The sequence below is a fragment of the Citrobacter sp. Ce104 genome, assembly GCF_030334595.1.
Taxonomy (GTDB): Bacteria; Pseudomonadota; Gammaproteobacteria; order Enterobacterales; family Enterobacteriaceae; genus Citrobacter; species Citrobacter europaeus.
This window is the reverse complement of the sequence record NZ_JAOWDP010000069.1, coordinates 207319-222851: the sequence shown is the minus strand read 5'-3', so window position 1 is coordinate 222851 and position 15533 is coordinate 207319. Positions and strand designations below refer to the sequence as shown.

The following is a 15533-nucleotide window of genomic DNA, read 5'->3' as shown; positions in this document are numbered from 1 at the left end:
TGTGAGGAATTTGTCAATCCCTTATTCTATATCCGCTTCCCGCTCGAAGTAGACCTTGCGATGCATCAGGCTGTCCGTTTCGTGCCAGAAGCGGACGTTGGTATTTTTAATATCTCATTTCAAACTCCTTAGCAACTCTGCGAACTTTATCGTTACATCAACGTGTTCTCCCTACCTGTTTCCGCTGCCCTGAAAACTTAGATATGAAATGAAAATTGTACACTTTGATAATGAATTAAATGCAGCGCAGGCAAATGATAGCGCAAGTAAACTGAACACATGTTAATCATCGGCCTGAATCTCAGGATTTACCATGCATTTATTAAATGTCTTTTTGTTTACTGCACTTGTTCTAGTGAAAACTATTCACGATAACCTCCCAATTCTCTGCTCGATATTTTTGTCTTATCTCCTGAATTTAGCGTTAGTCATGGGCGCGTTTTTCTTTTGTTTATTTTCGATACTGGAACTGACGTCATGGCCTTTGCTTAAATCTGTTGACTGGAAACGTGAAAAGAGATGAATGCTCCCAAACTTTCAAGCTATCTCAACCAGTTTCAGGTGCTTATCAAAGTGGCAGAAACGGGTAATCAATCAAGGGCAGCCAGAGAATTAGGGTTGACCCCTTCGGCTGTCAGCAAGAGTCTTACTCAACTTGAGGGAGTTGTTGGCAATACGCTGATTTCTCGCGAATCGCGCCCGATTCAGTTAACGGCATGTGGGCGACGAATACTTCAGGTGGCACGCCGGGTGATTGCTGACATTGAAGGACTGGCTGCCAGCGTAGAAGCTGAAACTCTCCGTATCAACTGTTCAGTGGCGTTTGGTTGCACCCACATTCCGCATATTTCAAATGCCTTTCAGCAGTTACACCCTGGTGTGTGCATTAACGTCACGCTTGACGATCGCCTGATTAATCTGGCGCGCGATGAGTTTGATATCGCGTTGAGGATCTCTTCGGAAGCGGCACAATATGAAGAAGATGATACATGCCTGATGGATATCAGCTGGTTCTATTGTGCCTCTCCGGAATATCTGAAATGTCATCCGCCGATTCACACTCCCATCGATTTACGTTTCCATCAGTGTCTGGTCTACCCGCAAATGACCAGCGAGGGAAGATGGACATTTCATCACGGCATTAAGAGCGAAACGGTAAAAGTAATGCCCTATTTTTCGTGTAATTCCAGCCTGCTATTGCTACAAAGAGCTTTAGCCCATGGTGGGGTTGCCTGTCTGCCGGATTATCTGGTGAGCCATTATCTGGATTCCGGGAAGTTAATACGCGTACTGCCAGCTCACGATCCTGGCGTCACACATCGTTTGCAGGCCATTGTCTCGCCTTCAGTTCAGGGGGACAAAACTATCATTCATTTCCTGGATTTTCTGAAGACTGCATTACGGGAGAAAATGTGATGGCGCGCTGATCATTGACGACATCATCTGTGACTCACATTCACAGTCATTGCTATATATCAGTGCGAATCACAATTCAGCAATGCTGTTATCGAGACAATATTGTTTTACCAACATCTTCGTTAAAAAATGACCTTGCAGAAATAGATTCTGTAATGACTAAAACCCTACACACATATTTATGGTTCGACAGAAACCCAGAAAATATAAGTCTCTTTAAAGAGGTTGAAAATGATGGTAAACAGTGAAGATGCAGTGATTAAGCATAGAATTCCTTTCACAACCTACGATCTTGGATGGGTAGTATTGTGTATTGGCATGGCGATAGGAGCAGGTATTATCTACATGCCGATTCAGGCTGGCGTAAAAGGAATATGGGTATTTATTGCCTCTATTTCATTAAGCTATCCAGCAATCTACTGGCTTCAGGACCTGTACCTTAAAACCTTAACCCAGACCCCAGCCTGCGACAGCTATGCAGAAATTATAACCCAGTATCTTGGTAAAAACTGGGGCGGATTGTTAGGTGTTGCTTACTTTCTAATGCTGCTAATGGGTATTTTGAATTATGCGATGAGTCTGGTAAACGACAGTGCTGCGTATTTGCATAGCTACCACATTACTGATGGATTTTTATCCAAAACAGTATGGTACCCTCTTATTTTATTAGGCGTTATGGTGTTGATTGCTAACCAGGGTGAAAGATGGCTGTTTCGTATCTCTGGGCCGATGATTTTCTTTAAACTTGCCGTGATTATCTTTCTTGGTGCAGTAATGACTCCATACTGGAGTATCAATAATATCTCTGCATTTCCTCCTGTCATGAGCTTCCTACGGGACGTTTTGCTAACGCTGCCATTTACGTTGTTTTCAATTTTGTTTGTTCAGATCCTCAACCCAATGAACATCGCGTATCGCAAACTGGAGTCCGACCCAGTCATTGCTTCACTTCGAGCGATCCGTGCTACGCGCATTGCCTACATCGTACTTGTCGTCAGTGTGCTGTTCTTCGCCTTCTCCTTTAGTTTCGCTATCACCAAAGAAGAGGCAGCGTCAGCTCTTGAACAAAATATCTCTGCCCTGGCGTTGGCATCACAAATCATGCCGGGGAATTTAGTGAGCATACTTTCAGTAACACTAAATATCTTTGCAATATTAACGGCATTTTTCAGTATTTACCTAGGATTCAAAGAAGCTATTATGGGACTAGCGGTTAATATGATATCTCGCATCTCAGGCAGCAAAAATATTAACCGTAGGCTGCTTTCAATCATTATTGCCGTAGCGATTGTCATATTTCTCTGGGTTTGGGTCAGTTTTGATTTTTCAGTGATGCTGCTAATGCAAATTTCCGGCCCAGTATTTGGACTGGTAGCCTGCTTAATACCCTTCTATCTGGTAAAAAGAGTTTCGGCACTGGACAACCTGCGATCCGGTAAAAATTATTACGTTGCCTTTTATGGCATTCTTCTTTGCATCTCACCATTTTAAAGTTTGTTGAATAAAATTGACCAACTGCCAAGGTCATAAATTATGGATGTGTATATGAAAAATATGAACAGTTACTCCCTTAAATTATCAACCCGCTTAACACAAATGGGGCGGAATACTCGCGAACAGCACGGTTTTGTGAACAGCCCGGTGTATCGCGGCTCAACTGTTGTATTTGAAACTGTGGAAGATCTCGAAAACAATCGGGCGGCCTTTGCTTACGGTACGCTTGGCACACCCACTATTAAAAATCTGGAAGATGCCTGGACGGAACTTGCAGGGGCTGCTGGCACAGTGATGTCACCTTCTGGACTGGGTGCCGTGGCTCTGGGGCTAATGACGACACTCAAGGCAGGAGATCATCTCCTGATGCCGGACTCCGTATACCGCCCAACGCGTAATTTTTGCGATCTCACCCTGCAAAAATTTGGCGTCACAACCACTTATTACGACCCGATGGTGGGAGAAGGTATCAGCGCACTGATCCGCCCTGAAACCAGCACGCTATTTCTGGAGTCTCCCGGTTCGCAAACCTTTGAAATTCAGGACGTCCCACTGCTTACCCGTATTGCACGTAGGCAGAATATTAAAACTATCATCGATAACACCTGGGCAACGCCGCTGTTCTTCCAGGCACATCAACACGGCTGCGACATCTCTGTGGAAGCCGGGACCAAATACCTTAGTGGACACTCTGACTTGCTGATGGGGATGGTGAGCGCTAATGCCGAGACCTGGCCTGCGCTACGTGCCACCTATGACAGTATGGCCATGTTACCGGGTGCAGAAGATTGTTTCCTTGCCTTACGTGGGTTGAGAACGTTGCATATTCGCCTGAAAGAAGCGGAAGCACGGGCACTGGCAATTGCTCACTGGCTTGCAGAACAACCTGAAGTAAAAACTGTACTCCACCCCGCAATGCCGGATTGTCCAGGACATGAAATATGGAAGCGAGACTTTACGGGATCGTCAGGGCTATTCTCTGTGGTGCTTGATCCCATATTCAGCAAACAGGCGGTAACACGCATGCTAAATGACATGCAGCTGTTCGGAATGGGGTATTCCTGGGGCGGTTTTGAAAGCCTGATTATTCCTTTCGACTGCCGGGAATATCGAACTGCTACAACCTGGAACAAGAAGGGAGAAACCCTCCGGCTCCAGATTGGCCTGGAAGATACTGATGACCAGATCACCGATCTGCGTCAGGGGCTTGATCGGCTGCATTCATTGGCGTAATCGGGTTTTGCGCCTCGCAAACCTGCAAAATTTGCTCTTTCATCCATAGATGTCCAGGTGAGTTCCTGAGCTGTGGGCTGTAATAAGCCTTCAGAATATACTGGGGTGTCGGGAATGGAGGAGTAAACACCACAAGATTTTTCATATCAAAAACAGATGAGATGCCCCGCTTAGGAAGTGTGATGATCAGATCAGTATTTGAAACAATGAGCGGGGCAATCATCAGACTTGGCAATTCAACAACAATTCGGCGGCGTACCCGCTGACTTTCCAGGTAGCGGTCGATAGCACCCCGGGATTCCAGCCATGGGCGTACCACCACGTGTCCGGCGCTAAGATAGCGCTCATGGGTAAGGAAATCATGAATTTCAGGATGACCGCATCGAACAGCAACCACGTAATCATCAGTAAAGCAGGTAATGGACTCAATACCGCGCCGGAGATTTTTCTGCTCTTCTTCAAAACCGAGGGCAAAATCGACTTTACCCGAAAGCAGATCTTGATCGGCGTTAAAATCACGTGAGTAGATAAGCTTAATGGTAATGCCCGGCGCGAGGCTGTTAACTCTCGCGATCAGGCCTGGCAGGATCACCGCGGCCGTGTAGTCCGTGGCGGCAAAAGTAAACGTCTCCCGGCTTTTTTCTGGCTCAAAGTGTTCAGGCTCATGCAGGCAAGTCGAGAGACTGCTCAGAGCGGCAGAAACGTTGGCGGCAATGCCCTCAGCTTTTAACGTTGGCACCATGCGTCCGCCGATGCGCACAAATAAGGGATCGTCAAGTGAGGCACGTAAGCGATTGAGCGCATGACTCAGCGCCGACGGACTTAGCGCCATTTCGTTAGCTGCCTCCGTTACGCTCCCATGCCGATAAAGAGAATCGAAGATAAGCAATAAATTCAGATCGGTCTTGCGCAATGTCGACATCATGGTTCTTCCAGGGCAAATTTGAAAACAGCGATTAATGAATACCATGCATTTTATTTTTGCATAAAATGCAGCGAAAGCATGATTGAAAAAAGATAGTATATTTCCAACAAAATGATTCTGAAGAGGAAAAACTATGTCTACCCCTGTATTCCGTCAGGCCACTGCCGCCGATGTCGATCGTTGCTATGATATTGAAATCACATCCTACGAAGGGGATGAAGCCGCAACGCGCGAGAAAATAGCCACTCGTATTAACCGCTATCCGGAAGGTTTCCTGTGTATGGAGCTAAACGGCGACGTTATTGGTTTCATCAATGCAGGCTGCGCATGGAAAGTCGTGATGTCTGATGAAGAGTTTAAAGAACTGGTTGGACACGATCCGGATGCTCCTAATGCCGTGATTATGTCTGTAGTGGTTCACCCGGATTATCAGGGCAAAGGATACTCGTCGTTGCTGATGCATGAATTCGTGGCGCATATGAAAGCAATGAACAAAAAAACAATTCATCTGTTGTGTAAAGATCGCCATGTCGATCTGTATGCTCATTTTGGTTACCAGTATATAAAGCCGTCTGAGTCAGACCACGGTGGTATGGCCTGGCATGAAATGATGATGACACTCTGATTTAACGAAAAGACACGACTCTTTGACCTTTAAAAGCCAGGAAAGAATCTTCATATGACAGGGCGTCCGCTCATGCCTTGTCATCTTTCTTCTTAATATCAGCAGCTAAAGTTGGTAATTCCCCTGAACGGTTCTATAGTCGTGACTGCTTCTCATTACAGGGTTCACTAATGCGATTTAACGGACTGACTAAAGGTTTCTTCATTTTCATACTTGCCCTCGTGACCTGGGCATTCTTCGATGTATTGTCCCCCTACTTTTCCGCCATTTTGTGGGCCGCAATCCTGACCACTATCTTTAACCCGGTGAAAAACAGACTGCGCACGGCGCTTGGGGAACGCAACGGGCTGGCGTCACTGCTCACCATCGGCATCATTTGTCTGATTGTCTTTATCCCACTGATGATAATCCTCTCCTCGTTAGCTATTGAGCTGAACGTGGTATATGCCAAATTACAACAAAACGACACTCAGTTTCCCGAAGTGGTCACCGCCATTATTTCTTATCTTCCTGACTGGGCCAGAAGTTTCCTCGCAGAACATAATCTGGATAACGTCGCGCAGATTCAGAAAAAACTGTCCGACATTGTCCTGCAGGGTGGACAGTACCTCGCAGGCAGCGCGTTCCTGATTGGTAAAGGAACATTCGGCTTTGCTATTAGCTTTGGCATCATGCTGTATCTACTGTTCTTCTTACTGAAGGACGGACCGTACCTGGTGCGCCAGATTCTGGACTCATTACCGCTTTCTGATTTTGCCAAACAGCACCTGTTTGCCAAGTTCGTCGGGGTGACGCGGGCAACGGTCAAGGGCACGGCGGTAGTGGCATTGGTTCAGGGTATCCTTGGCGGCATCGCGTTTGCCATTGTTGATATCGACGGCAGCGTTCTGTGGGGCGCGCTGATGGCGTTTCTATCCCTCGTACCCGCCGTCGGCTCAGCAATCGTCTGGGTACCAGCGGCAATATTTCTCTTCGCTACGCACCAGTTGTGGCAAGGGCTGTTTATCGTAGGTTTCTTCGTGATTATCGTCGGGCTGGTGGACAATATCCTGCGCCCGCTGCTGGTGGGTAAAGACACCAAAATGCCGGACTACCTGATTCTGATTACCACCCTCGGCGGCATGGAGATCTACGGCATTAACGGCTTTGTGATTGGCCCCCTGATTGCCGCACTGTTCATCACCTGCTGGAACCTGTTTTCCGGGCGTGACCATGCAGGTAACGTGGAAGGAATCGACGAAGCCTTTATGGAAGAAGGAAAAAATCCTCCAGATTTATGATGGCAGGACGATAACAGAAGGCGGTCCTCGGACCGCCTTTTTTATTTTCACGCAAAATCATACGTTTCCTATAATTTCAATCATGCGTATTCATTAATCGTCGCAGAAGGAACTAATCAGTGCGAATTGCCACAATCACCAACTGGGCCTACAGCGCGACGGTATGTCTGACCATAGCCTCCGGCGTTGTCATGTTGATGGCCTCCAGCGCCGATAACACCGAACGCCAGGTGGTGGAGCAGCGATACCAATTCGATCAGCTGACCGAAGAAGTAGAGCTCGACGCCTGGTCGCTGTCCGATCTGGCACGCGAATATGTTATTGCAAAAGATCCTGAGGCGCTTAATGCCTACCGTCAGAAAGAAGCATCGCTAAAAGCGGTGGAACAGCGGTTGTCGAAGCTAAAAGACATCGGGGCAACGGATGAAGAGCTGGCGCTGTTACATGAAGGACTACAGATTGTTGATGCCCTGCAGGATGAACAAGCTACGGCGCTTGCCAGCGTCGCGCGCGGAGAAGAGTCGCAGGCCATCGCCCTGCTGTACGGGAAAACTTATGAACAAGAACTGGAGCGCGCCCAGGATCGGATAGACCATTTCCGTCAGTTGCTCGACAACCGCGTACGCAACACCATTGAAGATGCTACCCAGGCATCGCGCACGCTACGTACGGCCTCGGAAGTGATGGTCGGGCTAACGGCACTGCTATTTTTGTTTGTCCTCGGCTTTATTTTAAAACGCCGCGTATTACGCCCCGTTGTACGGCTGAGCGATGTGGTTAACCGTCTGGCGTCGCAGGATTACGCCGTGGAAACGCCCAGCTTTAACCAGATCGATGAAATCGGCGATATGGCGCAGGCGATCCGAATTTTTCGCGAAAACGGCCTGGTACGACAACGACTGGAGAAAGAACGAGATGCCGACTGGGCTATCCGCGAGCTGCTGGCGCGCATGACTCAACGTTTGCAGGGCTGCGAGAGTTTTGCCGATGTCATTAATGTGGCCGAGCTGTTTGCGCCAAATATTGCCCCGGGTATTGCCGGGCGGCTTTACATACTGGACCGCGAACCCTGGCAGATGCGCTGCGTTGCGCAATGGCTTTCACCACAGGGCAAAGCAGACGCTTTCCACCCGGACGAGTGCTGGGCTGTGCGCCGTGGTCAGAGCCATCCCCCGGTGCAAGGCGAACCCGATATCGCCTGCTATCATCTGCCGGAGTCATGCCAGCAGCACACTTTGTGCGTGCCACTGATTGCCCAGGGTGAAGCCATTGGTCTGCTCTCATTCCAGAACCTCAGCAAAGATTCTGCTCCCTCACGGGCGTATCTGGAGCTGATGGCGGAAGCACTCGGTCTGGCGTTAGCCAACCAGCGCCTGCGCGATGCGTTGCTGGAGAAAGCGCTCTACGATCCGCTAACCGGACTGCGCAACCGTCACCATCTGGAAGATACGCTACGCACCCAAATGAGCCAGGCAGTACGTAACAAAGAGCCGATAAGCTGCCTGATGATCGATATCGACCATTTCAAAAATATTAACGACCGCTTTGGTCATGAGGCAGGCGATAGCGTGATAAAAAGTATCGCGGCGACTATTCAACGCGTTGTCCACGACAGCGGCATGGCCTTCCGCTACGGCGGCGAAGAATTTCTGGTGCTGCTGGCTAATACGGATGAACAGGCCGCTAACCGCTTTGCAACGGATATCTACAACGGCGTACGCGAGCTGTCGCTGCGCTTTGGCGTCTCTGACATTGGTCACGTCGATGTCTCTATCGGCGTTGCCAGTTATCCACAGCACGCCCAGAGCGACAACCTGCTGCGCGCCGCAGATGTCGCGCTGTACCGTGCTAAAGAGTTGGGACGTTCGCGCATCGTTAGCTTTGGCATGCTGGAAGCAAGCTGAGTTACGCCGGCATTACGTGCATTGCTTTACCTCTGCGCCAGGCGGTGATATGTTAACTGGATGAACATAAAACACGATATCACCGCATTTAATTACAACCAGTGGTGGCTGCCTTCTTAAAGGCGGTCAGAATGTGTTTTCCCCATTTTTAGATAACCGCCGAAAGGCGGTTATCTGCATTTAAAGACCCCTTTCGGTTTTATGATTAAGGAGTCTTACATGTACAACAAAACCATCATCCTCACTGGCGATCGACCCACCGGCCCGCTGCATCTTGGCCACTATGTTGGGTCTCTGCGCCAGCGTGCTATTCTGCAACATGATTATCAGCAGTTTATATTGGTTGCTGACCTGCAAGGGCTAACCGATAACGGCAGCACGCCGCAAAAGATCCGGGACAATATTCCCGAAGTACTGGCCGATTACCTCGCCGCTGGTATAGACCCTTCACTCACTACCATTTGTCTGCAATCTGCACTGCCCGCCCTCGCTGAGCTGACCACTCTTTATATGAACATCGTCACCGTAGCTCGCGTGGAGCGTAATCCCACAGTCAAAAACGAAATTGCGCAGAAAGGTTTTGCCCGCTCGTTACCGGTTGGCTTTCTGGTTTATCCCATCAGTCAGGCAGCAGATATTACAGCTTTCAAAGCCGAAGTGGTTCCCGTCGGCGACGATCAGTTGCCAATGATTGAACAGACCAATGAGATCGTACATAAGATGAATAGCCTGTTACCAGCCCCCGTCTTGTCGCACTGTAAAGCGTTGCTGAGTGAAACCAGCCGCCTTCCAGGGATTGACGGTAATGCCAAAATGTCTAAATCGCTCGGTAACACATTACTCTTATCCGCCAGCGAAGAGGCTATTCATCATGCGGTCAGCGCAATGTACACCGACCCTAATCATCTAAAAGTCTCCGATCCGGGGAAAATTGACGGCAATATGGTATTCACTTACCTCGACGCTTTTCATCCGGATAAAGCGAAAGTGGCTGAGATGAAAGCGCATTATCAGCGCGGTGGACTGGGTGACCGGGCATGTAAAAACGAGCTGGAGATGTGCCTGCAAGAGCTTATCGCCCCGATGCGCGAGCGGCGGGCAACCTACATCCAGGATAAAGGCATGCTGATGGCGATGCTCAAAAAAGGAAGCGAACAGGCGCACGAAATTACGCAGCAGACATTAAGAGAAGTGAAGCAAGGTCTGGGTTTACCGGTATTCTGAGCGCTGATAACACCCTTTTCGATAAATAAAGATAGCTCCCGACGAATTACTATCGTCGGGAGTTATCAGAAGCTGACACGCAGCTTATTGGTCAAATACAGTAAAAGTTAGTTATCTTTAACCCGCTAAAATATTCTGCGTTACATCCTGGCATGTCCTGAACTTGCTTAGAAATGATATTAGTTAAAGAATGATTTTTGCCAGAATGAAACCGACTGGTACCGCAACCACTATAGAGATACAGCCCGGCAAAAAGAATGGATGATTAACTATCTTAGAACCATTCCATCGTTTACTTAAAAATGAACCTGTATCATCGGTTGCAATAGCAAATGCAGTTGTTGGATAAATATTAGTGAGATAAAGTGCGCTAACCGCGACAAAACTGGCCAAAATTGCATCAGCACTAATCCCAATAGAAGCAGCAATAGGCATTAATAAGGCACACGTTGCCCCCTGACTGAATAACATTGCACTGGTACAGAAAAAAACAACTGCAAGTAAACCAGGATATAAACGCAACATATCACTGGCTTGTATTTTTATCTCGTCAATGTGTGCGCCAATAAGCGTACTGCTTAACCACACAATACCTAATACCACTACTAATGATTCAGCACCAGATTGAAATATAGGTGAATTCTTCAGCTCCTTCATATCCAACTTGCATGTAAAGATAATGACCGTGGAAACAACAAACATGGTAATGATTATTAAATCGCGGGAGTTAATTTTGTGCCCAATAACTGACTTAAACATCAACATACAAACCACAAATAAAACACCCATCAGGAATATCACTACCGATGATTTAGCGCTGGCGGGAGTCTCATAGCTGACATGTTTATTTATAACGACTTTATTTTCCTGCATAACTTTCCTACAAACGGGATCATCAGCCAGTTTTTCGCCCTGTTTACTGGCGATGAAAGCTGCAACTAACACAGCAAAAAAAGCGGTGGGGAAAACAATCAACATAGCATCAGCAAAACTGACTCCCATTACCTCTACTGTACCATACATAATTGCCGTGGCGGCAGAGATTGGTGAGGCTGTAATCCCTAACTGTGAGGCTACAACAGCAGAGCTTAATGGCTGACTGGGTCTGATGCCGTTATCTTTTGCAACTTCCTGAATCACATTCATGACAGACATGGCGGTATAACCTGTCCCGGAAAGTACTGTCAGGATAAAGGTCACAGTTGGCGCAAGAATATTAAGATAACCTGGATTATTGCGTAATAACTTCTCTGTCACAGTTACTAAATAATCCATTCCGCCAGCCTGTTGCATTGCAGAGAGCGCTACAATAGTAGACAGAATAATGAGCATAACGTCGACAGGCGGGCTCCCAACCGGAACATCAAAAATAAAAACTGCAATTGCTAATCCAACCCCACCAGCGAACCCTACGCCAATCCCTCCCCAACGGGCGGCAAGCATGATAGTCCCTAGCAATAAAGCGATATGTAAAATCACCATATATTTGACCTGTTTAAAATTATAATTCACGCAAAAGGGATGTAAAGGTAATGAATATAATTATTCACTACCTTAAGTTAAAGTGAGTTGTTTATCACATCGGTTGACTACGAAATATTCATTTCCTTTTTATACCGTTTAATTACTGCTGTACTTTTTTGTGGGTCAGTCATATTCATTGGGTCAAGCAAATAATCTGCCTGTTCTGGCGTCAGCAGCTTTTCTGCTAACACGACCTGTTTTACACTGGTCTGCTGCTGATACGCAGCCTTAGCAATTCTGGACCCAACCTGATAGCCAAACAGTGTTGCGATGATGGTCGAAAGCGCCGTACTTTCCTCTGCATAACGCGTGCTCACTTCTTCGTTGATCGCTATATCCTTCAGGCAGTTATCAATAAATAAGGGTATACCTTTACTCAATAACGAGCAGGACTCAAAGAGAGCTTTCAACAATACCGGTTCCCACACGTTCAGATCCAGTTCCCCCCCCTCAACAGCCATCGTCACCGTCAGGTCATTGCCAATTACCTGATACGCAATTTGATTTATCAATTCAGGCATCACTGGATTAATTTTTCCCGGCATAATTGACGAGCCGGGTTGAACAGCAGGAACAATAATTTCATTAAAACCGGCTCTTGGTCCTGAACCCTGAATACGAAAATCAGTAGCCATTTTTGAGAGAAATGCAGCTATTTTTTTTAGCTGCGAGGAAAATTCAATATAGAAATCACCATGTTGGAGACCATCGAAAAAATCTGATTCTGGGGCATATTTATCTCCAGTAATACTTTCCAGCCACTGATAAACTGCCGGAAGATATCCTTCGTGAGTGGATAATCCTGTACCTATTGCTGTTGCTCCCAACGGTAAAAATAATGCTTCTTCGCTTACTTCCACCATTTTCGCTTTAAGTTTACTGACCTGCGTGCGATAAGCGCCAAATTGCTGGCCAAACGTCATCGGCACTGCATCTTGTAAGCAGGTTCTCCCCAACTTTACCTTGTCAGCGAACAAGCAACTTTTTTCTGACAACACGGCTTCAAGTCTTTCTAATTGAACTAACAGTTGATTTATATTCATACGGCTGGTCATTTTCATCGCCGCTGGAATGACGTCATTGGTTGACTGTCCCATATTAACGTGGGTATTCGGGTGAATCTCATCATATCCACGTTTGCCAGTGATAATCTCATTGGCACGGTTTGCGACCACTTCATTCATATTCATGTTAGTTGAAGTGCCGCCTCCCCCCTGGAATATATCAATAGGGAAATGGGCATCATAATCTCCGGCCATTACCTCCTCTGACGCTTTAACGATGGCTGATGCCTTCTGTTGATCCAGAGCACCAATTTGTCTGTTAGCCTGTGCTGCTGCTTGCTTGATTACGGCGATAGACCATAAAAAGTGCGGGATTTCTCCTGCGGTTTTTCCTGACACTGAGAAATTCAACACCGCACGTTGTGTTTGAATACCGTAGTAAGCCTCGTCTGGCACCATTAAAGTTCCTAATAGATCCTTCTCTTCACGCATTTTTCTATCTCTTGTGTATTAAGGTTGCCAATACATTAAATTACCGATATGACAGATAGTTTGAAGTAGCTCAAAGAAAAAATACCATTTAAAAGTTAGATAGATACTATTAAAAACAGTAATAATCCGGGGTGTAAATGAAGGATATCAACTTCGACTTTAAGCAATTACAGGCATTTCTGGCCGTGATAGATACAGGCTCATTTACAGCTGCAGCCAAGAAACTTAGCGTAACCCAGTCATCAATTTCACAGCAGGTTGCGAACCTGGAACTCGCCTTAAATACTGCTCTGGTTAACCGTTCTCAACGCCCAATCCAGATGACAATAGCCGGGCAGGCTCTCTACCCCCTTGGGAAAAGAATTATTGATAACGGTGTCCACCTTCAAGAACATATCAATGCTATAAGCGATGGGCATATCTCACATCTGAAAATTGGTTTTGTGGATTCAATTAGTAAAACTGTTGGTCTGGATATCCTTAAGTTCCTGCAACCACAGGTGAAGCATATTTTACAGGTAACTGGCACAGCATCAGGATTGCTCCTGGCGCTGAATAAGGGGGATATTAATCTGGCTGTAACGATGTTGCATACGGAAATGCCGCCCAATGTTAAAATGTACCCATTGATTGAGGAGGAATTCCTCTGTATTTGCCCAAATGGATGGCCGGAAACAGAATTGGAAGAATTATGTAAGCAACGGAACTACATTGCTTATACCAAAAATACGCCAACAGGGATCCAGACACTCAACTGGCTGAAATGGCAGAATTTATCCCCTTCTATTCAGTTTGAAATTGATAATGCTGATGAGATTTTAAAGCTAATTGCCTGCGGGTACGGATGGACGTTGACTACGCCGTTATTTATTACCACCTTTCCAGCTTTCTCTGACTCACTGAAGATCATTCAGATCAATAAACCCAAAGAGCGTCGCAAAATTGTTTTGTTATGCAAGAATGATGAGCTTTCAGGATTTTATAAGAACCTGGCATCTGAGATTCGTTCAATACTGGAATTGAAACTGGAGCAGCAGTTTTACAGTCACCTGAACCTGGGTGCTAATTCACTATAATAAATGGGTATACGTACCTGCTTGTTACCCAACCAGCAGGTATTGGATCTGTCATGCGCCTGGTATAAGCAACAATCGCTTTCAGATGTGATCAGGATAACTATAAATACTATTATTCAGATGAAGAATATCTGAGGGCGGTCTGAATTCTCTGAAACAGCATATGAGAGAAGTTGCTTTATGGTGTGGTTCTGACTGTAGCCTATTTTTCAGTTTCGTTCATGTAGAGGCCATTCGCTGAACGCATGCTCCGGGCTGAAGTGAACGGAAGGCTTTTAATGGAAAAAACCGGCGAATTCAGACCCTGGAAAGAGAGTTAACATCAATCAACGAGGAATACGTAATGACAGATGATAAAAGTAAACACCCGAAAGTGGATCATGCTGAAGAAAACGCATTTTTCCCTTCTGACTATTCTCTGAGTCAGTTTACCAGCCCAGTATCTGACCTTAGTGACTACAACTATCCCAAACAGTACATGGGAGAGAAAAAGGTGCTGGTCATCGCTGCGGATGAGCGTTACCTGATGACTGATAGCGGGGCTCTGTTCTCAACAGGAAACCATCCTGTTGAAACGCTGATTCCAATGTATCACCTGCATGCCGCCGGTTTTGATTTTGACATTGCGACAATATCAGGTTACATGACCAAGTTCGAATACTGGGCCATGCCGCATAAGGATGAAAAAATTATGCCATTTTTCAGCGGGTATAGGGCTAAGTTTCAAAATCCTGAAAAATTGTCCAATATATTGAGTAGCCTGAACGAGCAAAGTGAATATGCTGCCGTGTTTATTCCTGGTGGCCACGGCGCACTGATTGGACTGCCAGAAAGCAGCGAAGTAGCCGATACCCTTCGCTGGTTCATGAACAATGACCGCTTCGTCATATCCCTTTGCCATGGCCCTGCAGCATTCCTTTCGCTACGTAATGGCGATAACCCTCTTAAAGGCTATTCTATTTGTGCTTTCCCTGATTCAGCTGATAAGCAGACGCCTGATATAGGTTATATGCCTGGTCACCTCACATGGTATTTTGGCGAAGCGCTTAAGCAAATGGGGATGAACATTGTTAATGAGGACATTAAAGGAAGCGTTTACAAGGATCGTAAGGTGCTCACTGGGGACAGTCCTTTTGCGGCCAATGCACTTGGTCAACTGGCAGCTAAAGAGCTCCTTTCAGTTTATGCCTCCTAATCATTGTTAGCTTAAGTGCATAATACGGAAATTGCCTATTTTTCATATAGTAAGATTTAATTGATCTGGCAGCGGCAGTCACATTGACATATGTACCTGTCAGATCATATTTTTGGTGTTTTGGGCTTGTGGAAGATTTAG

General features: G+C 46.4%; 12 protein-coding genes. 9 read left to right on the top strand and 3 right to left on the bottom strand.

Translation table 11 applies throughout. The features are described from left to right. Positions 1-519 precede the first annotated feature (519 nt). From OGW16_RS23835 to metC, 3 genes are all read left to right on the top strand, one after another. Positions 520-1416: a LysR family transcriptional regulator gene (locus tag OGW16_RS23835; protein WP_286519099.1), complete on the top strand. Its 897-nt coding sequence runs from the start codon at positions 520-522 to the stop codon at positions 1414-1416. Between the two features lie 318 nt (positions 1417-1734). Then, positions 1735-2907 (top strand): amino acid permease, encoded by a 1173-nt coding sequence (locus tag OGW16_RS23830; protein WP_286519286.1) that lies wholly within the window; start codon positions 1735-1737, stop codon positions 2905-2907. A 54-nt stretch (positions 2908-2961) separates the two neighbouring features. Then, positions 2962-4143 (top strand): cystathionine beta-lyase, encoded by a 1182-nt coding sequence (gene metC / locus OGW16_RS23825; protein ID WP_286519097.1) that lies wholly within the window; start codon positions 2962-2964, stop codon positions 4141-4143. Here metC and OGW16_RS23820 read toward each other — a convergent pair. After that, complete coding sequence (locus OGW16_RS23820) at positions 4097-5065, bottom strand: LysR family transcriptional regulator (protein WP_502873983.1); 969 nt, start codon at positions 5063-5065, stop codon at positions 4097-4099. The genes metC and OGW16_RS23820 overlap by 47 nt on opposite strands. A gap of 136 nt (positions 5066-5201) precedes the next feature. Between OGW16_RS23820 and OGW16_RS23815 the strand changes: the two genes are divergently transcribed. From OGW16_RS23815 to trpS, 4 genes are all read left to right on the top strand, one after another. Next, positions 5202-5693 (top strand): GNAT family N-acetyltransferase, encoded by a 492-nt coding sequence (locus OGW16_RS23815; RefSeq protein WP_286519093.1) that lies wholly within the window; start codon positions 5202-5204, stop codon positions 5691-5693. 170 nt (positions 5694-5863) lie between these two features. Beyond that, positions 5864-6973 (top strand): AI-2E family transporter, encoded by a 1110-nt coding sequence (locus tag OGW16_RS23810; protein ID WP_047411496.1) that lies wholly within the window; start codon positions 5864-5866, stop codon positions 6971-6973. 119 nt (positions 6974-7092) lie between these two features. Continuing rightward, positions 7093-8877 carry a diguanylate cyclase gene (locus OGW16_RS23805; protein ID WP_213731838.1) on the top strand — a complete coding sequence of 595 codons (1785 nt, stop codon included), beginning with the start codon at positions 7093-7095 and terminating at the stop codon, positions 8875-8877. A 219-nt stretch (positions 8878-9096) separates the two neighbouring features. Next, positions 9097-10101, top strand: coding sequence for a tryptophan--tRNA ligase (gene trpS / locus OGW16_RS23800; protein WP_043016457.1), 1005 nt, complete (start codon positions 9097-9099; stop codon positions 10099-10101). Between the two features lie 183 nt (positions 10102-10284). On the opposite strand, the gene OGW16_RS23795 is transcribed toward trpS, so the two are convergent. Both OGW16_RS23795 and OGW16_RS23790 read right to left on the bottom strand, forming a co-directional pair. Next, positions 10285-11583: an anaerobic C4-dicarboxylate transporter gene (locus OGW16_RS23795; RefSeq protein ID WP_286519091.1), complete on the bottom strand. Its 1299-nt coding sequence runs from the start codon at positions 11581-11583 to the stop codon at positions 10285-10287. Between the two features lie 107 nt (positions 11584-11690). Further along, positions 11691-13121, bottom strand: coding sequence for an aspartate ammonia-lyase (locus OGW16_RS23790; RefSeq protein ID WP_075146111.1), 1431 nt, complete (start codon positions 13119-13121; stop codon positions 11691-11693). A gap of 137 nt (positions 13122-13258) precedes the next feature. Between OGW16_RS23790 and OGW16_RS23785 the strand changes: the two genes are divergently transcribed. Then, positions 13259-14197 carry a LysR family transcriptional regulator gene (locus tag OGW16_RS23785; protein WP_286519089.1) on the top strand — a complete coding sequence of 313 codons (939 nt, stop codon included), beginning with the start codon at positions 13259-13261 and terminating at the stop codon, positions 14195-14197. Positions 14198-14540: 343 nt separating this feature from the next. Then, positions 14541-15392, top strand: a complete 852-nt coding sequence (gene hchA, locus OGW16_RS23780; protein ID WP_043016461.1) for a glyoxalase III HchA — start codon at positions 14541-14543, stop codon at positions 15390-15392. Positions 15393-15533: the final 141 nt, after the last annotated feature.

Bases quoted from the DNA above. Each gene is read 5' to 3' on its own strand.
- OGW16_RS23815 (WP_286519093.1), top strand. From the start codon at position 5,202: ATGTCTACCCCTGTATTCCGTCAGGCCACTGCCGCCGATGTCGATCGT.
- OGW16_RS23810 (WP_047411496.1), top strand. From the start codon at position 5,864: ATGCGATTTAACGGACTGACTAAAGGTTTCTTCATTTTCATACTTGCC.
- OGW16_RS23830 (WP_286519286.1), top strand. From the start codon at position 1,735: ATGGCGATAGGAGCAGGTATTATCTACATGCCGATTCAGGCTGGCGTA.
- OGW16_RS23835 (WP_286519099.1), top strand. From the start codon at position 520: ATGAATGCTCCCAAACTTTCAAGCTATCTCAACCAGTTTCAGGTGCTT.
- trpS (WP_043016457.1), top strand. From the start codon at position 9,097: ATGTACAACAAAACCATCATCCTCACTGGCGATCGACCCACCGGCCCG.
- OGW16_RS23790 (WP_075146111.1), bottom strand. From the start codon at position 13,121: ATGCGTGAAGAGAAGGATCTATTAGGAACTTTAATGGTGCCAGACGAG.
- OGW16_RS23785 (WP_286519089.1), top strand. From the start codon at position 13,259: ATGAAGGATATCAACTTCGACTTTAAGCAATTACAGGCATTTCTGGCC.
- hchA (WP_043016461.1), top strand. From the start codon at position 14,541: ATGACAGATGATAAAAGTAAACACCCGAAAGTGGATCATGCTGAAGAA.
- OGW16_RS23795 (WP_286519091.1), bottom strand. From the start codon at position 11,583: ATGGTGATTTTACATATCGCTTTATTGCTAGGGACTATCATGCTTGCC.
- metC (WP_286519097.1), top strand. From the start codon at position 2,962: ATGAAAAATATGAACAGTTACTCCCTTAAATTATCAACCCGCTTAACA.
- OGW16_RS23820 (WP_502873983.1), bottom strand. From the start codon at position 5,065: ATGTCGACATTGCGCAAGACCGATCTGAATTTATTGCTTATCTTCGAT.